General features: G+C 69.6%; 24 protein-coding genes. 14 read left to right on the forward strand and 10 right to left on the reverse strand.

The window, feature by feature from the left end; all coding sequences use genetic code 11:
* Positions 1-3: 3 nt before the first annotated feature.
* Positions 4-684, reverse strand: coding sequence for a FadR/GntR family transcriptional regulator (locus ACFVDO_RS09590; protein ID WP_378858598.1), 681 nt, complete (start codon positions 682-684; stop codon positions 4-6).
* Between the two features lie 48 nt (positions 685-732).
* On the opposite strand from ACFVDO_RS09590, the gene ACFVDO_RS09595 reads away from it, so the two are divergent.
* On the forward strand, positions 733-1,614 hold the full coding sequence (locus ACFVDO_RS09595) for an amidohydrolase family protein (RefSeq protein ID WP_378858597.1): 882 nt from the start codon (positions 733-735) through the stop codon (positions 1,612-1,614).
* A 16-nt stretch (positions 1,615-1,630) separates the two neighbouring features.
* The gene (locus ACFVDO_RS09600) at positions 1,631-3,148 is read left to right on the forward strand and encodes an arylsulfatase (RefSeq protein ID WP_378858596.1); all 1,518 of its coding nucleotides are present in this window, start codon (positions 1,631-1,633) and stop codon (positions 3,146-3,148) included.
* Between the two features lie 382 nt (positions 3,149-3,530).
* Here the strand turns inward: ACFVDO_RS09600 and ACFVDO_RS09605 are convergent, their stop codons facing one another.
* The gene (locus tag ACFVDO_RS09605) at positions 3,531-4,079 is read right to left on the reverse strand and encodes a hypothetical protein (RefSeq protein ID WP_378858595.1); all 549 of its coding nucleotides are present in this window, start codon (positions 4,077-4,079) and stop codon (positions 3,531-3,533) included.
* A 24-nt stretch (positions 4,080-4,103) separates the two neighbouring features.
* Here ACFVDO_RS09605 and ACFVDO_RS09610 point away from each other — a divergent pair, with 24 nt between their 5' ends.
* Entirely contained in the window at positions 4,104-4,481 is a 378-nt protein-coding gene (locus ACFVDO_RS09610; RefSeq protein ID WP_378858594.1) for a hypothetical protein, read from the forward strand.
* A gap of 474 nt (positions 4,482-4,955) precedes the next feature.
* Here the strand turns inward: ACFVDO_RS09610 and ACFVDO_RS09615 are convergent, their stop codons facing one another.
* Both ACFVDO_RS09615 and ACFVDO_RS09620 read right to left on the reverse strand, forming a co-directional pair.
* Positions 4,956-5,708, reverse strand: coding sequence for an SDR family NAD(P)-dependent oxidoreductase (locus tag ACFVDO_RS09615; protein WP_378858593.1), 753 nt, complete (start codon positions 5,706-5,708; stop codon positions 4,956-4,958).
* A complete protein-coding gene (locus ACFVDO_RS09620; protein ID WP_378858592.1) occupies positions 5,705-6,565 on the reverse strand; it encodes a fumarylacetoacetate hydrolase family protein in 861 nt (286 codons plus the stop codon). The genes ACFVDO_RS09615 and ACFVDO_RS09620 overlap by 4 nt, the downstream gene beginning before the upstream one ends.
* Before the next feature lie 89 nt (positions 6,566-6,654).
* On the opposite strand from ACFVDO_RS09620, the gene ACFVDO_RS09625 reads away from it, so the two are divergent.
* Genes ACFVDO_RS09625 through ACFVDO_RS09635 form a run of 3 tightly spaced genes read left to right on the forward strand, consistent with a single transcriptional unit; the run spans position 6,655 to position 9,293 of the window.
* Entirely contained in the window at positions 6,655-7,941 is a 1,287-nt protein-coding gene (locus tag ACFVDO_RS09625) for an L-fuconate dehydratase (protein ID WP_378858591.1), read from the forward strand.
* Positions 7,931-8,881, forward strand: a complete 951-nt coding sequence (locus ACFVDO_RS09630; RefSeq protein ID WP_378858590.1) for an aldo/keto reductase — start codon at positions 7,931-7,933, stop codon at positions 8,879-8,881. The genes ACFVDO_RS09625 and ACFVDO_RS09630 overlap by 11 nt, the downstream gene beginning before the upstream one ends.
* Entirely contained in the window at positions 8,874-9,293 is a 420-nt protein-coding gene (locus ACFVDO_RS09635; RefSeq protein WP_378858589.1) for an RbsD/FucU family protein, read from the forward strand. The genes ACFVDO_RS09630 and ACFVDO_RS09635 overlap by 8 nt, the downstream gene beginning before the upstream one ends.
* Positions 9,294-9,314: 21 nt before the next feature.
* Here the strand turns inward: ACFVDO_RS09635 and ACFVDO_RS09640 are convergent, their stop codons facing one another.
* Positions 9,315-10,190: a sugar phosphate isomerase/epimerase family protein gene (locus ACFVDO_RS09640; RefSeq protein ID WP_378858588.1), complete on the reverse strand. Its 876-nt coding sequence runs from the start codon at positions 10,188-10,190 to the stop codon at positions 9,315-9,317.
* Positions 10,191-10,384: 194 nt separating this feature from the next.
* On the opposite strand from ACFVDO_RS09640, the gene ACFVDO_RS09645 reads away from it, so the two are divergent.
* Genes ACFVDO_RS09645 through ACFVDO_RS09655 form a run of 3 tightly spaced genes read left to right on the forward strand, consistent with a single transcriptional unit; the run spans position 10,385 to position 13,972 of the window.
* Positions 10,385-11,887: a sugar ABC transporter ATP-binding protein gene (locus ACFVDO_RS09645; RefSeq protein ID WP_378858587.1), complete on the forward strand. Its 1,503-nt coding sequence runs from the start codon at positions 10,385-10,387 to the stop codon at positions 11,885-11,887.
* Positions 11,887-12,930, forward strand: coding sequence for an ABC transporter permease (locus ACFVDO_RS09650; RefSeq protein ID WP_378858586.1), 1,044 nt, complete (start codon positions 11,887-11,889; stop codon positions 12,928-12,930). Before ACFVDO_RS09645 ends, ACFVDO_RS09650 begins: the two co-directional genes overlap by 1 nt.
* 46 nt (positions 12,931-12,976) lie before the next feature.
* A complete protein-coding gene (locus tag ACFVDO_RS09655; protein WP_378858585.1) occupies positions 12,977-13,972 on the forward strand; it encodes an ABC transporter substrate-binding protein in 996 nt (331 codons plus the stop codon).
* Positions 13,973-14,172: 200 nt separating this feature from the next.
* Here ACFVDO_RS09655 and ACFVDO_RS09660 read toward each other — a convergent pair whose 3' ends face one another.
* From ACFVDO_RS09660 to ACFVDO_RS09670, 3 genes are read right to left on the reverse strand one after another with little or no spacing between them, the layout of a single operon-like run.
* Positions 14,173-14,826, reverse strand: coding sequence for a hypothetical protein (locus ACFVDO_RS09660; protein WP_378858584.1), 654 nt, complete (start codon positions 14,824-14,826; stop codon positions 14,173-14,175).
* Between the two features lie 48 nt (positions 14,827-14,874).
* The gene (locus tag ACFVDO_RS09665; protein WP_378858583.1) at positions 14,875-15,171 is read right to left on the reverse strand and encodes a putative quinol monooxygenase; all 297 of its coding nucleotides are present in this window, start codon (positions 15,169-15,171) and stop codon (positions 14,875-14,877) included.
* Positions 15,171-15,776, reverse strand: a complete 606-nt coding sequence (locus tag ACFVDO_RS09670) for a glucose-6-phosphate isomerase family protein (protein ID WP_378858582.1) — start codon at positions 15,774-15,776, stop codon at positions 15,171-15,173. The genes ACFVDO_RS09665 and ACFVDO_RS09670 overlap by 1 nt, the downstream gene beginning before the upstream one ends.
* An 82-nt stretch (positions 15,777-15,858) precedes the next feature.
* On the opposite strand from ACFVDO_RS09670, the gene xylB reads away from it, so the two are divergent.
* The 4 genes from xylB (at position 15,859) to ACFVDO_RS09690 (ending at position 20,297) form a co-directional block, all read left to right on the forward strand.
* Positions 15,859-17,349 carry a xylulokinase gene (gene xylB / locus ACFVDO_RS09675; protein WP_378858581.1) on the forward strand — a complete coding sequence of 497 codons (1,491 nt, stop codon included), beginning with the start codon at positions 15,859-15,861 and terminating at the stop codon, positions 17,347-17,349.
* A 115-nt stretch (positions 17,350-17,464) separates the two neighbouring features.
* Entirely contained in the window at positions 17,465-18,421 is a 957-nt protein-coding gene (locus tag ACFVDO_RS09680) for an NAD(P)-dependent oxidoreductase (RefSeq protein ID WP_378858580.1), read from the forward strand.
* Positions 18,418-19,341, forward strand: coding sequence for a shikimate dehydrogenase family protein (locus ACFVDO_RS09685; RefSeq protein ID WP_378858579.1), 924 nt, complete (start codon positions 18,418-18,420; stop codon positions 19,339-19,341). Before ACFVDO_RS09680 ends, ACFVDO_RS09685 begins: the two co-directional genes overlap by 4 nt.
* Positions 19,341-20,297 carry a phosphotriesterase gene (locus ACFVDO_RS09690; RefSeq protein ID WP_378858578.1) on the forward strand — a complete coding sequence of 319 codons (957 nt, stop codon included), beginning with the start codon at positions 19,341-19,343 and terminating at the stop codon, positions 20,295-20,297. Before ACFVDO_RS09685 ends, ACFVDO_RS09690 begins: the two co-directional genes overlap by 1 nt.
* Here ACFVDO_RS09690 and ACFVDO_RS09695 read toward each other — a convergent pair.
* Entirely contained in the window at positions 20,204-21,271 is a 1,068-nt protein-coding gene (locus tag ACFVDO_RS09695; protein ID WP_378858577.1) for an acetylesterase, read from the reverse strand. The two genes, ACFVDO_RS09690 and ACFVDO_RS09695, sit on opposite strands and share 94 nt — an antisense overlap.
* Positions 21,272-21,369: 98 nt before the next feature.
* Here ACFVDO_RS09695 and ACFVDO_RS09700 point away from each other — a divergent pair, with 98 nt between their 5' ends.
* Complete coding sequence (locus tag ACFVDO_RS09700; RefSeq protein WP_378858576.1) at positions 21,370-22,158, forward strand: DeoR/GlpR family DNA-binding transcription regulator; 789 nt, start codon at positions 21,370-21,372, stop codon at positions 22,156-22,158.
* Positions 22,159-22,184: 26 nt separating this feature from the next.
* On the opposite strand, the gene ACFVDO_RS09705 is transcribed toward ACFVDO_RS09700, so the two are convergent.
* Complete coding sequence (locus ACFVDO_RS09705; RefSeq protein WP_378858575.1) at positions 22,185-23,090, reverse strand: LacI family DNA-binding transcriptional regulator; 906 nt, start codon at positions 23,088-23,090, stop codon at positions 22,185-22,187.
* Between the last annotated feature and the right edge of the window lie 61 nt (positions 23,091-23,151).

The following is a 23,151-nucleotide window of genomic DNA, read 5'->3' on the forward strand; positions in this document are numbered from 1 at the left end:
GGCTCAGGCTTCCGCGGCCTGGCGCAGCCAGCGCTCCACCCCGGCGATGTGCGCCGTGGCCAGCGAGGTCGCCAGAGCCGAGTCGTGCTGGGCGATCGCGTCGGCGATCGCGCGGTGCTCGGACAGCGTGCGGTCGAGGGCGTTCTGCTCGGTGAGACCGCGCCAGACCCGCGCCCGAACGGTCTGGCTGCTCAGGCTCTCGATCAGGCTCGCCAGGTAGTCGTTGCCGGTCAGTCGCACGATCTCACGGTGGAAGCGCATGTCGTGGGCGACCAGGTCATCGAGCGAGACGGTGTCCGAGTCGACGGAGGCGACCTCCTCCTGCAGGGCGGCCGCCTGCTCCGCAGTGGCGTTGCCGGCGGCGAGGCCGGTGGCCTGGGACTCCAGCATCCGCCGGACGGCGAACAGCTCGAGCAGCGAGTCGTCGTCGTGCAGGTCGACGACGAACGTGATCGCCTCGAGCAGCAGGTGCGGCTCCAGGCTGGTCACGTAGGTGCCGTCGCCGCGGCGCACGTCGAGAACGCGGATCACCTCGAGGGCCTTGACCGCCTCGCGCATGGAATTGCGGGACAGGCCCAGCCGCTCGGCGAGCTCCTTCTCCGGCGGCAGCCGGTCGCCCGGGCCGAGTTCGCCGGAGACGATCATCGCCTTGATCTTCTCGATCGCCTCATCAGTCACTGCCATGGCGACATCCTCGCACAGTGATCGGATGTCTGGGGCAGGATGGGAGACATGCGCGTCGTCGACTCACACCTGCACCTCTGGGACCCCGAGGTCCTGTCCTATCCGTGGCTGGAAGGAGAGCTGGACGAGGCGTACGCCGCCGAGCAGCTGCTCGACGACCAGATCGAGGACGTCGACGAGCAGGTCGCGATCTTCGTGCAGGCCGATCCCGTCGAGAAGCAGACCATCGACGAGGTGCGGTGGGTCGACTCGATCGCCCTCGAGAGCGGCGTCGTCGCGATCGTCGCCGGAGCACGGCTGGACCGCGGACGCAGGACCGAGGAGCACCTCGACGAACTGGCGGCCTACCAGCGTGTCATCGGGGTGCGGCACCTGCTGCAGGGCGAGAAGGACGGCTTCGCCCGTATGCCGGAGTTCATCGAGGGCGCCCGCGCCGTGGCATCCCGCGGCCTGACCTTCGACGCCTGCGTGCGCGACAGTCAGATCTCCGACGTCACCGCGCTCGCCGAGGCCGTTCCCGACCTGCGGATCGTGCTCGACCATCTCGGCAAGCCGGCGGTGGGGACCGACGCCGCGCCGCTGCGTCCCACTGCCGAATGGAAGCGCGACATCGCCGACCTCGCGCGGCACCCTCAGACGTACGTCAAGCTCTCCGGCCTGCCGGCTGAAGCAGGCGGGCACTGGGACGAGGAGCAGCTGGAGCCGTTCCTGGACGTCGTCGCCGAGGCCTTCGGCGAGGACCGGCTGATGTGGGGGAGCGATTGGCCGGTGTCGGCCATGCACACCTCCGACGACGGCGGCGAGGACTTCTTCATGGAGGGTGTGCGCGACGACTGGTGCCACACGATCGCCGACTGGACCGCGGATCGGGGCCTCGATCCCGACAAGGTGCTCTGGTCCAACGCACTGGCGTTCTACGGCATCCGCTGAGGGTAGCGTGCTGAACATGCCGGCATCTCCCAACGTCGTCCTCATCTGCGTCGATCAGTGGCGGGGCGACTGCCTCTCCGCAGACGGGCATCCGATCGTGCGCACGCCGTACCTCGACGCGCTCGCCGCGCGCGGTGTGCGGTTCTCGAACGCGTACTCCGCCACCCCGACGTGCGTGCCGGCGCGGATGGCGCTGCTGACCGGACTGTCGCAGGAGCATCACCGCCGCGTCGGCTACGCCGACGGCGTCGACTTCGACATCTCCGAGACGCTGCCGCGCTCGCTCGCGGGCGGCGGGTATCAGACGCAGGCGATCGGCAAGATGCACTACTCGCCGGAGCGGGTGCGGATCGGCTTCGACGACGTCATCCTGCACGACGGCTACCTGCACCACTCCCGCAGGCGGGAGCGGGATGCCCGGTTCTACGACGACTACCTCACCTGGCTGCGCGCGCAGGCCGGATCATCGGCCGTCGAGGACTACCTGGAGAACGGGATCAACTGCAACTCGGTGGTGGCCCGGCCGTGGGACAAGGCCGAGCGCCTGCATCCGACCAACTGGGTCGTGACCGAGGCCGAGAACTGGCTGTACCGCCGCGACCCCACGCGACCGTTCTTCCTGTACCTGTCGTTCCACCGGCCGCACGCGCCCTACGATCCGCCGGCGTGGGCGTTCGAGCAGTACCTGGATGCTCCTGATCTGGAGCCGCCGGTGGGGGACTGGGCCGGGGAGTTCGACCACCTGCGCAACGACGCCCTGCCGGATGCGAACGTCGCGCAGTACGACGCCCGCACCGCGCACCGGGCGCGCGCCGGCTACTACGGGCACATCAGCCACATCGACGCGCAGGTCAACCGGTTCCTCGAGATCCTCGCCGAGTTCGGGGTCGCCGACGACACCTACATCCTGTTCACGTCAGACCACGGCGACATGCTCGGAGACCACCGCCTGTGGCGCAAGGGATATCCGTACGAGGGCTCGGCGCGGGTGCCGATGATCCTCGCCGGGCCGACGATCGACGCGCAGCAGGTCAGCGACGAGATCGTCGAGCTGCGCGACGTGATGCCGACGCTGCTGGCCTGCGCCGGTGTGCCGGTACCGGACGAAGTCGACGGGCGGGACCTGCTCGGTGCGGTGTCGGTGCGGGATGCGGCGCCCTGGACCGGGCAGCCGGCGCCGGCCGGTGCACGGACGTCTACCGCGCCTTCTGCGACGCTGCAGGACGACGAGCCGCACCTGCACGGCGAGCACATCGCCCTCGGGCACTCGATGCAGTGGATCCGCACGGGCCGCTGGAAGTACGTCTGGCTGTCGGGCAACGGCGTCGAGCAGCTGTTCGACCTGGTCGAGGATCCCCGGGAGCTGCACGATCTGTCGGCGGATGCCGCCGCGGCATCCGCTCTTCAGGCGTGCCGTGCGCGCCTGATCGCCGACCTGCGCGGCCGCCCGGAGGGCTTCGTCGCGGATGGCGCCCTGGTGCCGGGCCGCCCGGTGCAGCCGGTGCTCGCGGAGCCGCACGAGCGCGTCGCCTGACAGGGCGGCGGAGACGACGAAGGCCGCCGGCCTGACGACTTGGAGCGCGGACGGGCGCGGCCGGTGTCGGCGCGCGGCGGCCAAATCGCAGTTCATCCCGTTGCCGGGCGTCAGTCTGCGCGCGGGTGGCAGTTCGTCCCGCTCCATGGCGTTCGGAGCGTGACGAAGTGCGACGAGGATGCCGGGGGTGTGTTGTTTCCGGGGCGAAGTGCGATCAGAGTTCGCGGCCGCGGCGGTCGTCCGGTCAGGGCGCGAGGGCGTGCCGCCCGTCGTCCCGGTGGTACTTCGCCCGCTTTCCGGTACGCGTTCGAACTCAGGTGGCAGTTCACCCCGCTAGCCGGCGGTCAGAGCGTGACGAAATGCGACCGGGATACCGCGGCGGTCAGCGCCGCAGTGCGTGACGGATACGGGCGAGGACATCATCGGTGCGGGACGCGCTCGTGACTTCGATGACGATCCAGCCTGCGGCGCGCAGTGCCGCGATCCGCTCGATGTCGGCGGCGTACTGCCTGCTGTGCAGTGCGCCCTGATACTCGATGGCGATCTTCCTGTCAGGGTAGGCGAGATCTACACATCCGAGGAACCGACCATGGTCGTCGTAGACGTCGTGGTTGAGCATCGGCTCGGGCAGCCCGGCGAAGACGATGTCAAGGCGGAGTCGCGATTCCCGAGGTGACCATGAGTCCTCCCGGACGAGGTCGACCGCTTCGCGGAGTCGACGCACATGCCCCCAGCGTCCGGCCGCGACAGTGGCGCGCAGCTCAGCGATCGTCGTGAACGGTGCGCGACCGACGTCCTTCCTCCCGTAGCCCGGTCGGCGGACGCGGCAGAGATAGTCGCCGAGCGCGACCAGGTCGAAGATGCTCCACGCTCCGAGCTGGGCCCACATCGTCGGTGATGAGGCGATTCGGATGCCGCTCGCCTCGATCACTCGGGCGAATCGAGGATCTGCACGGTGCCCGCGTACCCCGGTCGCACGCACGAGCGCGCCATCGCCGAAGGTGCTGACGTGCACGGGCAGCGTCAGCCCATCGGCTGGCGCATCTTCGCCCTTTTCCGTCACCGTCCAGACGAGTGGCAGCGGGCCGCCGCGCATCGCGACGGCGCTCTCATGACTGACGAACTGTCCCGTGTGGAGTCGCGGGGTGTACTGCCAAGCGCGAAGTCGTCGTTCCGCGGCCTGCCGTTCGTATCGATCGAGGTCGTCGAGATCAACCTTCGCGATTCTCGCGCGCACGCCCCGGAAGGGGATCTCGAGGTCGCGGCGGTGAAGACGACCGCGGTTCACTCCTGCGGCGGCTCCATCTTGCACGGAGAAGCGCTCCCCGAGTGACGAGGGGAGGGGGTATGGGGTTCGCATCGCCCCACGTTGGCATCGCCGAGCTGCAGGGGGCACGTTCTCCACAGGGCAATCTGCGGAAGGCGGCTGTGGAGGACGAGTCGAATTGGTCCCCGATCGATCTCGTCACCGGCATCCCTGGCGCGCTCGGGTAGCGGTTCGTCCCGCTTTCCGGCCATCAGAGCGTGGCGAAGTGCGACCTGGGGAATTGGGAGGTCGGCATTCCGTGACCAACTGAGACTGGAAAGCGGAGGCAGCGCCGCGCGATATGCGACAGCCACCGCAGCTTTCCGGTCGCAGTCGGTCACGTTGCGGATGCGCGACGCGCATCCAGGTCGCAGTTCATCCCGCTCTCCGGCGTTCAGAGCGTGGCGAAGTGCGACCTGGATGCTGAGGGCGCGGTCAGACCGGGACGAAGTGCGACCTGGGCTGCAAGGGGACGCGGCGAGGAGCGGGGCCTCGGCGGGACTATTCCGCGCGCAGGCGCAGCTGGGCCATACCGCCGTCGACCTCGATGAAGGTTCCGGTGGTCGAACCGGATGCCGGAGACACCAGGTACAGCACGGCACCGGCGACCTCGTCGGGGGAGACCAGGCGGCCGTGCGGCTGACGCGCGTTCAGCGCGGCGCGCTCCGCAGCGGGATCGGTGGCCGAATCGAGCAGGCGGCCCACCCACGGGGTGTCGGCGGTGCCGGGGTTGACCGCGTTGACGCGGATTCCCTCGCGCAGGTGATCGGCCGCCATCGCGCGGGTCAGCGCCGAGACGGCGCCCTTCGACGCCGAGTACAGCGCGCGCTGCGGCAGGCCGGTGGTCGACGCGATGGATGCCGTGTTGCACACCGCCGCCGACGGCGACTGCCGCAGCCACGGCAGCGCGGCCGAGGTCACGCGGGCGATGCCGGTGACGTTGATCGACAGCACCCGTGCCCACTCGTCGTCGTCGTTTGCGGTCACGTCACCCTGGGCGCCGATGCCCGCGTTGTTGATGACGATGTCGATGCGGCCGAACCGCTCCGCGACGGCCGCGACCGCGGCATCCACCGAGGCACGGTCCGAGACGTCCGCGGTGAATGCGGCGAAGCGCTCGTCGGCGCCCGACGGGTCGCGGTCGAGCACGGCGATCTGGGCGCCCTGCTCGTGCAGGGTCGCGGCAATGGCCGCGCCGATTCCGGATGCTCCGCCGGTGACGATCGCCACCAGCCCTTCGAGCTGTGCGCTCATTTCTCTGCCTTCCATGCGACGAATTCCTGGCGCTGGTGACCCAGGCCCTCGATCTCGATCTCGACGACGTCTCCAGCCTTCAGGTACGGGAACTTCCCGCCGAAAGCGACGCCCTGGGGCGTGCCGGTGAGGATGAGGTCTCCCGGCTCGAGGGTGACGTACTGCGAGAGGTGGTGCACGATCGTCGGGATGTCGAAGATCATGTCATTCGTGTTCGAGTCCTGACGCGGTTCGCCGTTCACCCAGCTGCGCAGGCGCAGGTTCTGCGCGTCGACCTCGTCGGGGGTGACCAGCCAGGGGCCCGTCGGGTTGAAGCCGTAGGCGATCTTGCCCTTCGACCACTGCCCGCCGGAGACCTCCATCTGGAAGGTGCGCTCCGAGACGTCGTTCGCCACGACGAAGCCGGCGATGTGCGCGGCGGCCTCGGCGGGGGAGTCGAGGTACGCGGCCCGCGCCCCGATGACGATGCCGAGCTCGACCTCCCAGTCGGTCTTCTCGCTGCCGCGGGGGATGGTCACGGCGTCATCCGGGCCGACGACGGTGTTCGGCGTCTTCAGGAACATGATCGGCACGGTGGGCGGCTCGGCCCCGGATTCGCGGGCGTGCGCGGCGTAGTTCTGTCCGATGCAGATCACGGCGCTCGGGCGCGCGATCGCCGACCCGAGGCGCTGCGTCGCGGCATCCGCGATCTCCGGCAGGGTGCCGGCGTCGAGCGCGGCCTGCGTGCGGCCGACCGGGTCGTCGGCGAGGAAGTCGCCGTTCACATCGGATGTCACGGGGCGCAGGTCGTAGGTGTGATCGCCGTCGATGACGACGGGCACTTCGCTCCCGGGCTCTCCCACTCGCGCGAACTTCATGGTTCTCCTCTTCATCGTCAGCGCATCGGCGCGCTCATTGACAGTATAGACATCGGATGTTTACACTCCAAGTGATCTGAAGGAGCCCCGTGAGCCGTATCGTCGCGCTGGACACCAGCGACATCCGCTTCCCCACATCCCTGAGCCTGGACGGCTCGGACGCGATGAACCCCGACCCCGATTACTCGGCGGCGTACGTGATCGTCCGGACGGATGCCGGAGATGCGGGCCATGCCTTCGTCTTCACCATCGGCCGCGGCAACGACGTGCAGGTCGCGGCCATCGACGCGCTCGCCGGCCACCTGGTCGGTCGCGAGATCGAGCCGCTGCTCGACGACATGGGCGGCACGTTCCGTGAGCTCATCGGCGACTCGCAGCTGCGCTGGCTCGGGCCCGAGAAGGGCGTCATGCACATGGCCATCGGCGCCGTGATCAACGCGCTCTGGGACATCAAGGCCAAGCGCGCCGGTCTGCCGCTGTGGCAGCTCCTGGCTCGGATGTCGCCGGAGCAGCTCGTCGACCTGGTCGACTTCCGCTACCTGACCAATGCGCTCACCCGCGAGGACGCGCTGGAGATCCTGCGTGCGGGCATCGCCGGCCGCGAGGAGCGCGAGCAGCAGCTGCTCGCCACCGGCTACCCGGGCTACACCACCAGCCCCGGCTGGCTGGGCTACTCGGACGAGAAGCTCGAGCGGCTGGCGCGCGAGGCGCTGGCCGACGGGTTCACCCAGATCAAGCTCAAGGTCGGCGCCGACCTGCAGGACGACATCCGCCGGTTCCGCAAGGCGCGCGAGGTGGTCGGACCCGACTTCCCGATCGCGATCGACGCGAACCAGCGCTGGGAGGTCTCCGAGGCGATCGAGTGGGTGAACGCGCTCGCCGAGTTCCACCCCGCCTGGATCGAGGAGCCCACCAGCCCCGACGACGTACTCGGGCACGCCGAGATCGCCCGTGGCGTCGCGCCGATCCGGGTCGCCACCGGCGAGCACGCGCAGAACCGGATGATCTTCAAGCAGCTGCTGCAGGCGAAGGCCATCGAGGTCATGCAGATCGACGCCGTGCGCGTCGCCGGCGTGAACGAGAACATCGCCAACCTGCTGCTGGCCGCGAAGTTCGGCGTCCCGGTCTGCCCGCACGCCGGCGGTGTCGGCCTCTGCGAGGCCGTGCAGCACCTCTCGATGTTCGACTTCGTCGCCGTCACGGGTACCCGCGAGGGGCGCATGATCGAGTTCGTGGACCACCTGCACGAGCACTTCGTCGTGCCCACCGACATCCAGGGTGGGTCGTACATGGCGCCGACCGCGCCGGGCAACGGCATGGAGATGAAGGCCGACAGCATCGCCGAGTACACCTGGAAGGGGCAGCATGCCGTCTGAGTTCCCGAAGCTCGGCTACGGGGCCGCGAACGTCGGCAACCTGTTCCGCGCGCTCACCGACGATGAGGCCTGGGCGATCCTCGAGGCGGCCTGGGATTCCGGCATCCGCTACTACGACACCGCGCCGCACTACGGTCTCGGGCTGTCGGAGCGCCGGCTCGGCGCCTTCCTGCAGACCAAGCCGCGCGACGAGTTCGTGCTGTCGACGAAGGCCGGCCGGCTGCTGCGGCCGAACCCGGCACCTGCGGGACTCGACACCGCGAACGACTTCCATGTGCCAGACGACCTGCAGCGGGTGTGGGACTTCACCGAGGCCGGCATCCGAGCCAGCCTCGACGAGTCCCGCGAGCGACTGGGCATCGAGAAGATCGATCTGCTCTACCTGCACGACCCCGAGCGCAACGACCTCGACCTGGCGATCGAGAGCGCGTTCCCCGCACTCGAGGCGCTGCGCGCCGAGGGACGGGTGGACGCCGTCGGCGTCGGCTCGATGGTCTCCGAGGCACTCGCACGCTCGGTGCGCGAGGCCGACCTCGACCTGATCATGGTGGCCGGACGCTACACGCTGCTCGAGCAGCCGGCAGCTGCGGAGGTGCTGCCGGCCTGCGCCGAGCGCGGGACCGGAATCGTCGCGGCATCCGTGTTCAACTCCGGCCTGCTCGCGCAGAGCGAGCCGCGTCGCGACGGCCGCTACGAGTACGGTCAGCTGCCCGACGAGCTCTGGGACAGGCTGGTGCGGATCGCGGCGATCTGCCGCGCCCACGACGTGCCGCTGCCGGCTGCCGCGGTGCAGTTCCCGCTGCAGGCGGGCGTTGTGCGCTCAGTCGTCGTCGGCGGAAGCCGCCCCGCCCAGCTCTCGCAGAACGCCGAGTACGCTGCCCTGGACATCCCTGCGGAGCTGTGGGCCGAGCTCGCCGAGGAAGGACTCACGGATGCTTGAAGGAATCAATCCGCTGCTCACCGGTGAGCTGCTGCTGCATCTCGACCGGATGGGGCACTCCGATTCGGTGGTCGTCGCCGATGCGCACTTCCCGGCCTGGGCGCTGGGGGAGCGGGTGATCGACCTGCCGGGAACCTCGACGCCGGAGGTCGTCGCGGCGATCCGCTCGGTGCTCCCGCTCGACGACGCACCCGGCATCGACCTCATGGAGTCGGCGGATGCCACGGTGCTCGACGTGCAGCGCGAGCTGATGGCCGCAGCCGGCACCGATGAGCCGACGACCCGGTTCGTGGAGCGCTTCGACTACTACGACGTCGCGAAGGGGGCGTACCTGATGGTGCGCACCGGCGAGACGCGCAAGTACGGCAATGCGCTGCTGCGCAAGGGAGTCGTCGGGCACCCGTCGGACTGACGGCGGGTCGACGGGCGGGGATCAGTGCTGATCGATCGTGCGCACGGCGTGGAGTCCGTCACGGATGAAGCGGTTCGCGTGCGCGGCGAGATCGTCGGAGTCCTGCCACAGATTGCGCCAGATTCCGAGGGTGTTGCTGAGCTCGGCGCTGACCACGGCCGACGAGAAGGACTCGAACACCACCGGGCCGTCGTAGCCGACATCGTGCAGGGCGCGGAAGAACGTGCCGAAGTCGACCGAGCCGGTGCCGAGGTAACCGCGATGGCTCTCGCCGATGTGCACGTAGCCCAGCTTCCCGGCCGCCGCCACGTCGTGCACGGGCTGGAACAGATCCGACTCCTCGATGTTCATGTGGTAGGTGTCCAGGTGCACCGACACATCGTCCCGGCCGATCCCGTCGATGAACGTCAGCGCTCCGCGGCCGGTGTTGAAGACATTCGACTCGTAGCGGTTCACGACCTCCAGCGAGAGGCGGATGCCGCGAGCGGCGGCCTTCTCCGCCAGCCGGCCGATCGCCGCACGGCTGTTCGCGACGCCGGACGCGGTCACGGGGGTCATGTACTTGCGCATCGCCGAGTAGATCACGCCGCACAGCACATCTCCGCCCATCGTCGCGACATGGTCGAGGCAGCGTTCCAGCATGTCCTCGCCCGCGGCGACGACTGCGGGGTCGTCGCAGGTGAGGTCTGTCTCGGCGGTCAGGCCGAGCGAGGCGGTGACGGCGAGCTCGTTGTCCTGCAGCATCCGCGCGGCGAGGCCGGAGTCGAACCCTGCGACGTCCATCAGCGGGATCTCGATCAGATCGAAGCCGGCGGCCTTCGTCCCCTGGATGGATCGACGCAGGCCGACCTCGTCGAAGGTACCGCTGAAGACCAGGGCGTGCGCGCCGATGAGCATGATCCGCCTTTCCGCACGCGACCGTCGCGAGCATCCGTGATCAAGATGTTATTACAGGCCTTCCGCATCGATCGATCGTTAGATACATTTAGATACAACTTGCGCAACCCGGTCGCGCAAAGCAGAATTGATCCGATGTTTGAATGAGGGCCCGCTTCGCGGGTCCGACCAGCCTTCAAGGGAGCAGGTGAGGTATGAGCGATCCCATTCTTCGGGTCGAGGGCATCAGCAAGGGCTTCCCCGGGGTCCAGGCGCTGAAAGACGTGCATCTCGAGGTGCGCGCCGGCGAGGTGCTCGTGCTCGTCGGGGAGAACGGCGCCGGCAAATCGACCCTGATGAAGATCCTCTCCGGGATCTACACGCGCGACGAGGGCGAGATCTTCTTCGAGGGGCAGCCCGTGGAGCTGACCGGGCCGCTGCAGGCGCAGCAGCTCGGCATCACGATCATCCACCAGGAGCTCAACATGATGCCCGACCTCACGGTCGCGCAGAACATCTACATCGGGCGGGAACCGCGCCGGGGCCCCTTCGTCTCCGAGCGCGAGCTGAACCGGCAGACGGCCGAACTGCTCAAGAATCTGGACATCAGCCTCGACCCGCGGCAGAAGGTCGGCGAGCTCACCGTCGCCGAGCAGCAGATGGTCGAGATCGCCAAGGCGCTCTCGTTCAACGCCAAGGTGCTCATCATGGACGAGCCCACCTCGGCGCTGACCGACACCGAGGTCGAGGTGCTGTTCACGCTGATCGATCAGCTGCGCGCCCGGGGGACCGGCATCGTCTACATCTCGCACCGGATGGACGAGCTGCGCCGACTCGCCGACCGCGTCAGCGTGCTCCGCGACGGCGCATACATCGGATCGCTGGAGAAGGACGAGATCAGCATCCCCACCGTCATCGAGATGATGGTGGGCCGGGCGATCGACGAGGGTGCACGACCCGAGCCGCGCGACTTCGCCGACTCTCCCGTCGTCCTCGACGTGCAGGGGCTGTCCACCAAGGCGCTGCTCAAGGACGTCTCCTTCCAGCTGCGCAAGGGTGAGATCCTCGGGTTCGCCGGGCTCATGGGGGCCGGGCGCACGGAGACCGCGCGCGCTGTGATCGGCGCCGACCCCCGCGACAGCGGCACCATCTCGGTGGCAGGCCGCGAGACCCGCATCCGCCAGCCGGAGGACGCCGTGAAGCGCGGCATCGGGTATCTGTCCGAGGACCGCAAGCTGCTCGGCCTCATGCTCGAGCAGGACGTCACGTTCAACACGGTGCTCGCGTCGCTCTCGTCCTACGCCAACGGCATCGGCTGGATGGGCGACCGCACGGCCAAGGACAAGACCAAGGAGTACGTGCAGCAGCTGCGCGTGAAGACGCCCTCGGTCAATCAGGTGGTCAAGCTGCTCTCGGGCGGTAACCAGCAGAAGGTCGTCATCGCCCGGTGGCTGATGCGCGACTGCGACATCCTCATCTTCGACGAGCCCACCCGAGGGATCGACATCGGAGCGAAGGACGAGATCTACCGCCTCATGCAGCAGCTCGCCGACGCGGGCAAGTCCATCATCGTCATCTCGTCGGAGCTGCCGGAGCTGCTCCGGATCGCGAACCGCATCACGGTCTTCGCGAACGGGGAAGTCACCGGAGAGCTCCGCAACGAGGAAGCAACGCAGGAGAAGATCATGCATCTCGCAGCACACGGAGAGGACAACTGATGAGCGACTCGACCACGACCGTCGTGCAGACCGCGGTGAACGAGAACACCCAGAAGGGTCGCATCACGGCCGCCCTGAAGAACTCGGTCCAGCAGGGGCTGGCGCTCGGCACCCTCGTCGTGCTGTTCGTGTTCTTCTCGATCTTCGGCTCGAACTTCACGTCGAGCTCGAACATCGAGAACATCCTGATGTCCACCGTGCTCGTCGGCGTCCTGGCGCTCGGCACCACGTTCGTCATCGTCACCGGAGGCATCGACCTGTCGCTGGGCTTCGGCATGACGCTGTGCTCGGTCATGATGGGCACGTTCATCACCGCGTGGGGCCTGCCGGTGTGGATCGGCGTCATCGGCGCCCTGGCCACCGGAGCGCTGATCGGGCTCATCAACGGCCTGAACATCACGTTCCTGCGGCTGCCCCCGTTCATCGCCACACTGGCGATGATGATGATCGCCCAGGGCCTGGCGCTTGTGATCTCACAGGTGAAGCCGATCACGTTCGCCCCCGACGTGCGCAAGCAGGTCACCGGGATCGTGCAGTTCGACCCGATCCTGATGTGGTCCGACGGCTACTTCGCCGGCCTGCCCTCGGGCGTGCTGATCTTCATCGTGCTCGCCGTGTTCGCCTACCTGGTGCTGAACAAGACCATCCTCGGCCGATACACCTTCGCGATCGGCTCGAACGAGGAGGCCACCCGCCTGTCGGGCGTGAACACCCGCCGCTGGACCATCATCGTGTACGTCTTCGCCGGCGTGTTCATCGGCATCGCCGGTGTGCTCCTCACCGCGCGACTCGGCTCGGCGCAGCCCACGGCCGGTGCCGGTTACGAGCTGCAGGCGATCGCCGCGGTGATCATCGGCGGCACGTCGCTGCTCGGCGGACGCGGGTCGATCGTCGGCACGGTGATCGGCGCGTTCATCATGAGCATCCTGATCAACGGCCTGCGCAGCATGTCGATCCAGACCGAGTGGCAGTACATCCTCACCGGCCTGGTCATCCTGATCGCCGTGTTCTTCGACTCGCTGCGCAACCGCGGCAAGTCCTGAGACCTTTCACCCGAACACCCACCAAGAGAGAACGATGGAGTTTCACATGAAGCACGGAAAGAAGTTCGCCGCAGCTGCGGTCGCCACGGTGGCACTGCTGGCTCTGGCCGGCTGCTCGACCGGCAAGGGCGACACGCCTGCCGCCGACGGAGACAAGGGCGACACCAAGGAGATGAGCATCGAGCTGGTCTCGAAGGGGTTCCAGCACCAGTTCTGGCAGGCCGTGAAGACCGGCGCCGAGGAGCAGGGCAAGGAGCTGGGCGTCAAGATCCACTTCGACGGTCCCGGTGCCGAGACCGAGATCGAGAAGCAGCTGCAGATGCTGCAGTCGGCGATCGATGCCAAGCCGGATGCGATCGCCTACGCGGCGCTCGACCCCGAGGCCTGCATCCCGCTGATGGATTCGGCGGACTCGGCCGGCATCCCGGTCGCCTATTTCGACGCACCCTGCAACAGCGACGTCGGCAAGACCCTCGCCGCGACCGACAGCAAGGTCGCCGGCGCACTTGCGGCCGAGCACATGGCCGAGCTGATCGGCGGCAAGGGCGACGTCGCCATCGTCGCGCACTCGCAGATCAACTCGACCGGTGTCGAGCGTCGCGACGGCTTCGTCGACAAGATCAAGGCCGACTACCCCGACATCAAGATCGTCGACATCCAGTACGGCGACGGCGATCACCTGAAGTCGGCCGACATCACCAAGTCGATGCTGAACGCGCACCCCGACCTGAAGGGCATCTACGCCACCAACGAGGGCTCCGCGGTCGGCGTCGCCAACGCGCTGTCCGAACTGGGCAAGACCAGCAAGGACATCACGGCGATCGGCTTCGACTCCGGTGCGGCCCAGGTCGATGCGATCAAGTCCGGCGTCCTCGCCGGCGCGATCACGCAGGACCCGATCGGCATCGGCAAGACCGTCGTGCAGGCCGCCTACGACCTGGCCAACGGCAAGTCGGTGGAGAAGTTCTACGACACCGGTTCCTACTGGTACGACTCGACCAACCTCGACGACCCGAAGATCGCCGCGGTGCTCTACGAGTGAGCTGACTGACGAGAAGAGGTCCCTCGCCTTCGGGCGGGGGACCTCTTGCCGTTCCGGGGGTTCGCGTGGCGGGCGCAGTTCGCGGCGCAACGCCTGCAGGCGGGAATCACGCCTGCAGGCCGGATGCGGCAGGATCTGCCTTCAGGCGTCGAACGTGCCTGCAGGCCTCCCCTCCGCTCGGCGGGCCTCATCAGGCACGGTCACTCGGCGCAGGTCGCCGGGTCGCCCTGGAAGAAGAAGATCTGCTCGCCGGGCTGAACGGCGGTGGTCGCTCCGAGGGCGGACACCGTGACGACGGGGATGTCCCAGCCCTGACTCGAGCACTCCACCATCGACGCACCCCCGGCGTAGGAGAGCACGACCTCGATGAGGGTCGTCTCGCCCGGGGCGATGCTCACCTCAGGCGAGAGCGCGAATGCGGCGGCGTCGTCGCTGCCGACGGCGGTGCCTCCGTTGGGGCTGACGGACTCCGCCCGCAGTCCGAGCGGGTTGTCGGTGCCGAATCCGTTCACGGTCACGGCATCGATCCTGGCATCCGCCCAGCCGTCATTGGAGACATGGATCCGCAGGGTGCAGGTCATGCCGTCCTGCAGGGGCACCGTGGGATGCAGGTATCCGTCGTGCAGCACGTCGACCGACGCGACCTCCGCCGTGTCGCACTCGACCGGCTCCGCGTCGTATCCGGCGTGCACTGCGGCGACGGCGGAGTGGGCGGCCCACAGGTACCCGCCCGCGACGATGGCTCCGGCGGCGACTGCGACTCCGAGCCCGGCCAGGAGACGGCGCCGTGAGCGGTGCAGGGCGGGAGGCGCCGATTCCACGGAATCGACGTCATCGTCGACGAATGCGGTCATGCCCAGAGTGTGGCAGTGCGCCGGTCAGGCGGGCAAGCGGCGGCGGTGTCAGATCCTCGTCAGGAACGTCAGCTGCGATCGCGGCTCGACGATCAGCTCCTGCAGGGCGGCGTTGAACGGGCCGCCGGCGGGGTTCGCGAGGTGCGCCTGGAAGGATGCCTCGTCGCGGTACTCCTCGTACACGAAGAAGCGGTCAGGGGCGTCGACCAGCCGGGTGGCGTCGAAGACGACGCATCCGGGCTCGGCGCGCACGGCTACGGCGAAGTCGCGCAGCAGGGCGGCGACGGGGTCGCCCGCTCCAGGGCGCGCGGTGAAGGTCGCGTGCAGAATGGTGGGCGCGGGCATCAGGCCTCGGCCGCGCGATATCCGGTGTGGTCGGGGTTCGGCACGAGCTTCCAGCCCGGGCCGTCGGCGACGACGAGGTTCTTCATGCCGCAGGCATCCGAGATCACGCCGTAGTCCTGCCCGGCGTCCGCGGCGTAGCAGAACAGCGTGACGAAGGGCTCGTCGCCGACGTTCACGCTGCGGTGGATCCAGTGGCCCGGCACGTTCACGGCCTTGCCCGGCGTGAGCTCGATGGCGGAGGACTGCCCGTCCAGCGTCTCGAGGAGCATGACACCGTGACCGCTCAGGCAGTAGTACAGCTCGGCGCGATCGGAGACGGCGTGGATGTGGCCGCGGGTGACCGCGAACTCGTCCCCGATCCGTCCTGGCAGCAGAGTGCTGGTGCCGACGATGAGCGCGCCGGGGCCCTCCTGGTAACGGTGGTCGTCGACCCAGTACACGAGCTCGTCGGAGCCACGCTCGGCGACCGCGGACTCCCAGGCGGTGTCATCGCGGTAGACGCCGGCCATGTCGCCCTGGAACTTCTCGTAGCGGCGGCTGCGCCCCTCGATCCCGCCCGTGGCGGAGATGTCGAGCAGTACGGGGATGTCCGGCTGAATGCTCACGAAGATGGCCCTCCTGGTAACTTGTAATTACAGGATATACTCCGAAGCACTTCTCTCCTACCTCCGACGACGGGCACGGACTGTGATCATCGCGCACGACCTGGGGACGACCGGCAACAAGGCGTCCTTGCACCACGACGACGGCCGCCTCGTGGCATCCGTCACCGTGCCCTACCCGGCGCGCTTCGCCGCCGGCGGAATCGCCGAGCAGGACCCGCACGACTGGTGGAACGCCGTCGTCGACGCCACCCGCGACCTCCTCACCCGCACCGGCACCGCGATCGGCGATGTGAGGGGCCTCGTGGTGAGCGGTCAGATGATGGGCGCGGTGCTGCTCGACGCCGACGGCGCACCCGCCCGCCCGGCGATCATCTGGGCGGACACCCGATCGGGCGCCCAGCAGCGCGAGCTCGAGAAGGCGCTCGGCGCCGAGCACGCCCACGAGGTGCTCGGTCACCGTCTCAACCCCACCTACTCGGTCGAGAAGATCATGTGGGTGCGCGACAACGAGCCGGAGGTCTGGGCGCGGGTGCGCCGCGTCTGCGTCGCAAAGGACTACATCGTGCTGCGCCTCACCGGCCGGCTCGCGACCGACCGCTCCGACGCATCCGGCACCAACGCCTTCGATCAGCGCACCGGCTCCTGGTCGGAGGAGGTCCTCGCCGCGGCCCGCCTCGACCCCGCGCTGTTCCCCGAGATCCTGGAATCCACCGCGATCGCCGGCACGCTGACGGATGCCGCGGCCGAAGCACTCGGGCTGCACTCCGGTGTCCGCGTCGTGATGGGTGGCGGCGACGGCCCGATGGCTGCCGTCGGATCCGGCGTGGTCGCCCCCGAGGACGGGGCGTACGTGTGCCTAGGCACCTCCTCGTGGATCTCGTTCGCGGCGGATGCTCCGCTGCACGACCCCGGCATGCGCACCTTCACGTTCGACAACGTGGTGCCGGGCTCGTTCGTGCCGACCGCCACCATGCAGGCGGGCGGGGCATCCGTGCAGTGGATCTCCGAGGTCCTCTCGCCCGACCCGTCCCGCCCCGACACGGCCGCCCTCACCGCCGAGGCCGCCGGCGGGCTGGACACCGAGGACCTCTACTTCCTGCCCTACCTGCTCGGCGAGCGCGCCCCGCTGTGGGACCCGGATGCCCGCGGCGCCTTCGTCGGCATCGGACGCCACCACACCCGCGCGCACCTGACCCGCGCCGTGCTCGAGGGCGTCGCATTCAACCTGCTCACCTGCATCCAGGCGTTCCGCGAGTCCGGTGCGGTGATCGACCGCATCGACGCCGTCGGCGGCGGCGCGCAGAGCGACGCGTGGCTCGGCATCCTCGCCGACGTCTGGGGCGTGCCCGTTCGCCGGCGCACCATCGTCGAGGAGGCGAACAGCCTCGGAGCGGCGGTCACCGCGGCCGTCGGGCTCGGCCTCGCCGACTTCTCCGCGGCGCGTGCGCTCAGCGAGGTCACGGCCGAATTCACTCCGGATGCCGCACGCCACGCCGTCTACGCGCAGCGTCATGACCGCTTCACCGCGGCATACGCGGCACTCGCCCCCTGGTTCGCCGGAGCACCGCGATGAAGGGGACCACCTGCACGAGCCGGGAACGGATGCACGACGAGTTCGCGCATTCCGCAGTGCGCCCGTGCCCCGGCCGTGCATCCGCGCCCGCCCGCTTCTCAGAAAGGCCCCTCTGATGGGAGTCATCCTCGTCACCAGCCGTTCGTTCTCGGACGGCGACCTCGACCTCGAGGGCCGCGCCGCGGTCGCCGGGCACAGGATCATGCGCGGACCCGCGCACCACGACCTCGAGCAGCTGCGCCCGCTGCTGCACGGCGCGGACGCCTGGATCGCCGGAACCGGTCCCGTCACCGATGCGCATCTCGCGGTCGCACGGAAGCTGAAGATCGTCGCCCGGTACGGCGTGGGCACCGAGGCCGTCGATCTCGCAGCCGCCGCGGCGCGGCGCATCCTGGTCACCAACACCCCGGGTGCCAACGCCGACGCGGTCGCCGACCACACGGTGGGGCTGATGCTCGCGGTGCTGCGGCACATCCCCGACGGTGACCGCCGCGTGCGCGACGGCGACTGGGCTGTGCGCCGCGGACGCGAGCTCGGCGCCGCCACGCTCGGCATCGTCGGCTTCGGCCGGATCGGACAGGGCGTCGCCAAGCGCGTGAGCGGCTTCGGCACAAGGGTCCTCGCCACCGACCCCTTCCTCCCCGACGACGCCGTCCGCGCCGCCGGTGCGGAGCCGATGGGTCTCGACGAGCTGTTCCGCACCGCCGACGTGATCACGCTGCATGCCCCCGGCGGGCAGCGCCTGGTCGACGCGGAGCGGATCACCGGCATCCGCCCCGGCACGGTGCTCGTGAACACCGCCCGCCCCGACCTGGTCGACGAGCTCGAGGTCGCCCGCGCGCTGCGCGACGGCGTGCTCTCCGGCTACGCCGCCGACACCCTCGACGGCGACACCGCAGCGAGCGCGAGCCCGCTGCTCGCCGACGACCTCGCCGACCGGGTGATCGTCACCCCGCACCTCGGCGCCCAGACCACGCAGGCCGTCGACAACATGGGCCGGATGTCGCTCGACGACGTGATCTCCGTGCTGCGCGGCGATGAGCCGGCCCACCCCGTGAGGAGCAACGCATGACCACCGCAGACAACTACATGGGCTTCGTCGGCGTCACGACCGGCTCGTCGTCGATCATGAAGGTGTTCCCGCTCTGGGCCGACATCCTCGGCCTGTCGACGCGCACCCTGATCGGCCACGATCTGCCGATGGACGCCGAGCCCGCGCAGTACCGCGCCATGGTCGAGCAGATCCGCGACGACCCACATCATCGCGGCGCGCTGGTCACCACGCACAAGATGAACGTCTATACCGCGGCATCCGACCTGTTCGACGAGCTCGACCCGTTCGCGGTCTCGTGCTCGGAGATCTCGTCGATCGCCAAGCAGGGCGACCGCCTCATCGGCCGCGCCAAGGACCCGATCACGGTCGACCTGGCGCTGAACGACTTCCTGCCCGCCGATCACTTCGCGCGCACCGGTGCGCAGGTCGTGATCCTCGGCGCCGGCGGCTCGGGCACTGCGCTCAGCTGGGCTCTGGCCGAGCGCGAGGACGCCCCCTCGAGGGTGATCGTCACCGCGCGCAGCCAGGACAAGCTGGACCACCTGCGCGAGGTGCACCGTCAGCACGGCACGCCGGAGGGCCTCATCGAATACGTGGTCACCCCGTCGCCGGAGACGGCGGATGCGATCGTCGCCGCGGCACCCGCCGGCTCCGTGATCGCCAACGCCACCGGCCTCGGCAAGGACCGCCCCGGCTCGCCGCTCACCGACGCGGTGGTGTTCCCCGAGGGCGCATACGTCTGGGAGTTCAACTACCGCGGATCGCTCGAGTTCCTGCACCAGGCTCGCGTCCAGGAGCAGGAGCGGGCCCTGCACGTGATCGACGGCTGGCGCTACTTCATCCACGGCTGGTCGCAGGTCGTCGCCGACGTGTTCCAGCTCGAGCTGACCCCCGAGATCGTCGAGCAGCTCGCGGGCGCCGCGGAGAGCGTGCGCTGATGGGCGTGGTCCGCACGGTCCTCGGTGACATCGACCCGGCGTCGCTGGGCCGCGTGAACTACCACGAGCACCTGTTCCAGGTCTCGCCGCTGCTGCCGGGTGACGAGCTCGACGACGAGGTCGCTTCGGGTGGCGAGGCCGTCCTGCTGAAGGACAGCGGCTTCGAATCGATGGTGGATGCCACGCCGTTCGGGCTCGGCCGCGACCCGGAGGCGCTCGCGCGGGTCAGCGCGGCGTCCGGCCTCGCCATCATTGCGACCACCGGGCGGCATCGGGAGGCGCACTACGCCGCCGACCACCCGATCCGCACCTGGGGCGCGGAGCGGCTCGCCGAACTGTTCGTCTCCGAGGTCAGGTCGGGGATGCCGGTGAGCGACGACGACCCGCTCGGCGCCAGGGCGCTCACACCCGTGGGGGAGCGGGTGCGCGCGGGCATGCTCAAGGGCGGCGCCGACTACTGGCGTATCAGCGACTTCGAGCACATCACACTGGTCGCGCTCGCGGCCGCGCACCGGATTACCGGCGCGCCGGTCATGGTGCACCTGGAGTTCTGCACCGCCGCGCACGAGGTGCTCGACCTGCTGGATGCCGAGGGCGTGGCATCCGACCGGGTCGTGCTCGCGCACGCCGACCGCGACCCGGATGCCGGGCTGCACTCCTCGCTGGCCGAGCGAGGTGCGTACCTGGGCTACGACGGCTTCGCGCGCCCCCTTACCCGCTCCGACGCAGAACTGCTCGCGCTCACCGTCGACGTCGTGCGGCGAGGGGCGGGCGACCGCATCCTGCTCGGTGGCGATGTCGCGCGCCGTACGCGCTACATCGCCTATGGCGGGATGCCAGGCCTCGGCTATCTCGGCGACCGCTACCTGCCCCGCCTGCGCGAGGAGATCGGCGCCGAGGCGGTCGAGGGGATGCTGGTCGCGAACCCGGCCCGGCTGCTGACGCTCTCGGTCTGACCCGCGAGCACCCGCTCCAGGTGCGCCAGTCCGCCGCGCACTGCTGCTGCCGTCGCCTCGGCGAGACCGGGGTACTCGGCGTGCCCGGCGGGCAGCACATGCAGGTCCAGGTCGGGCACGGCGTTCGCGACGGCGAACTGCCCCTGCGGCGGGACGTTCTGGTCCCACAGCGCCGCTTCGACCCGCACCGGTACGGAGAAGAACGCCGCGGTGCTCGACGCGTCGAACGGCCGCAGCTGCTCGCGCGCCTCGGGATGCCGCAGCACCCAGGTGCGCTGGAACTCGCCGCTGCCCAGGCACGGCACCGCCAGGCGCTCGTCGTACTGCCCGAAGGTCGGCACGACGAGCGTCGCGCCGATGAACCTGTCGTCCCACGGCACCGCCAGCGCACCCAGCCCGCCGCCGAAGCTCTCGCCCACGTAGTAGAGGGGCAGGTTGCCGGCCAGGGCGATCAGCGCGTCCGCGGCGAGCCACAGGTCTCGGGCGCACAGCCCGATCACGTAGTCGTCGGGCTTCTCCAGGCCGCCGAGCACATGCGCCTCGCGGTCCTTGGGCGCACCCACATCGGCGTTCAGCGCGCCGAGGCCGCGCGCCACCGGGAAGATCGCTGCTGCATCGTCGGGCACCCGACGCAGATCCACCTCGTCTCGTCCGCCGTAGCCGTGCCCGTGCACGACGCCGACCCGCGCCGTGAGCCCGTCGACCGGCGCGACCGACCAGGCCCGCAGCCGCACCCCGTCGACCCCGGAGAGCTCGATCAGCGACAGCTCACGTCCGCCGGCCACAGACGTCGAGAGCACCACGGGTTCCGCGGCGACGCCGCGCGCGGCCACCCGCCACGCGCGCCACTGCGCGGCGAGCTCGACAGGCGCACGCACCGGCTGCACCGCCTTCAGCGTGTCGAACGTGAAGCCGTAGCTGCCGTCGAAGGCGGCATCCGGGAACCAGGTGTCGAAGGGCGCGGGGTACGTCATGCGCAGAGCGGGATCCTGTCGGTGTCGAAGCGGTCGAGGTCGGGAAGGGGAGCGAAAGCCCGCATGGCAGACTGGTCACGGCACGAGAAGGAGAGCGGATGCTGGTCACCGAGCGACGCGAGCGCATCCTCGCCCTGGCGCGCGAGCGCGGCACTATCGCCCTGCCCGATCTCGCGGCCGAGCTCGGCGTCAGCGAGATGACGGTGCGCCGAGACATCGAGCTGCTCGCCGACGACGGCGTGGTGCAGAAGGTGCGCGGCGGCGTGCGAGCCGCCTCGGCTGGCATCCGTCCGGGGGCCGCGCAGGTCTCGACCGCCGAGCGCCGGGCGATCGCCAGGGCCGCCGCCGCCCTCGTCGAGCCGGGGATGGCCATCGGCCTGTCCGGCGGCGCGGCGGGTATCGCGCTCGCCCAGGAGCTCGTGCGGGTGCCCGACCTGACGATCGTGACGAACTCGCTGCCGGTCTCCGACCTGTTCTCTCCGCCGGACCGCGCGGATGCCCCCTACACGCAGACGGTCGTGCTGACCGGAGGCGTGCGCACGCCGTCGCAGTCGCTGGTCGGCCCCGTCGCCGTGCGCGCACTGGAGCGGCTGCACTGCGACCTGGTGCTGCTGGACGCGCACGGCCTTGACGAGCAGGCCGGCCTCACCACCATGAACCTGCTCGAGGCCGAGACGTACCGCGCCTTCATGGCGGCGGCCCGCGAGGTGGTCGTGCTCGCCGACCACACTCGCTGGCAGGTCGTCGGTCTGACGACCGTGGCCGACCTCAGCGACATCGACCGGCTCGTGATCGACGACGGTCTCGACGAGGATGCCAGGGAGCGGCTCTCCGAGCACATCGGGCGCATCGAGATCGCGGAGCGCGACCAGCCAGACGGCCGCTGACGCGCAGCGGCGGGTGCGGATGTCCATCAGCGGGCGGTGCTCGCCCGCTTCACCAGGCGGCTGGGGATGGTCACGTGCCGTACCGGCAGGTCGGCGCCCAGAGGAGTGCTGAGCTGCCGCTCGAGCTCGGTGAACGTGGCATCCACCAGCTGTTCGTGATCGGGCGCGACCGAGCTCAGCGCCGGCACCGAGAACCGCGCGGCACGGATGTCGTCGATGCCGATCACCGCGACGTCCTGCGGGACGCGCCGCCCGCGGGCGGCCAGCGCCGCCAGTGCGCCGAGCGCGACCGAGTCGTTCGAGCAGACGACGCCGTCGAGATCCTCGACCTGCACGGCGAGCTCTGCGACCACGCGCTCGCCCTCATCGGCCGTGAACGACGCGACCTGCGTGGTCAGCGCGGGATCGTCGGCGATGCCTGCGGCCTCCAGGGCCTCCAGATAACCGGCGTGGCGGCGATCTGCGGCATCCGAGGGGCGCGCGTCGCGACGCCCGACGAACGCGATCCGGCGGCAGCCGGCCGCGATCAGATGCTCGGTCGCCGTGCGCGCGGCGGCCCGGTTGTCGATGGTGATGTGCGTGAACGGGCTCACCTGGATGTGCTCGCCCAGCAGCACCAGCGGGCCGGGGGAGGTGCGGCGGGTGAGGTCGGCGACGGTCAGCGACCGCGGGATGTGGATGAGGCCGTCGATGTCGGGCAGCCCGTTCCCGTTGGCGACGTCGACCTCGCGGGCGTGATCGCCCTCGGTCTGCACGATCAGCACGGCGAGCCCCCTGGCCTCGGCTCCGCGCACCAGGCGCGAGCTGAGCTCTGCGAAGTACGGCTCCTCCAGGTGCGGCACGGCCAGGGCGATCAGGCCGGTGCGTGTCGCGCGGGCACCGGGGATCGAGCGCGTGGACGAGTCCTCGCGCTCGCCGAAGGACGTGCTCACCCGTGGTCTCCTCATCGTGCGGCGGTCGCCCGCGGAGTTGCGGGTGCGCTTCACGTTAGCG

The sequence above is a fragment of the Microbacterium sp. NPDC057741 genome, assembly GCF_042798735.1.
Taxonomy (GTDB): Bacteria; Actinomycetota; Actinomycetes; order Actinomycetales; family Microbacteriaceae; genus Microbacterium.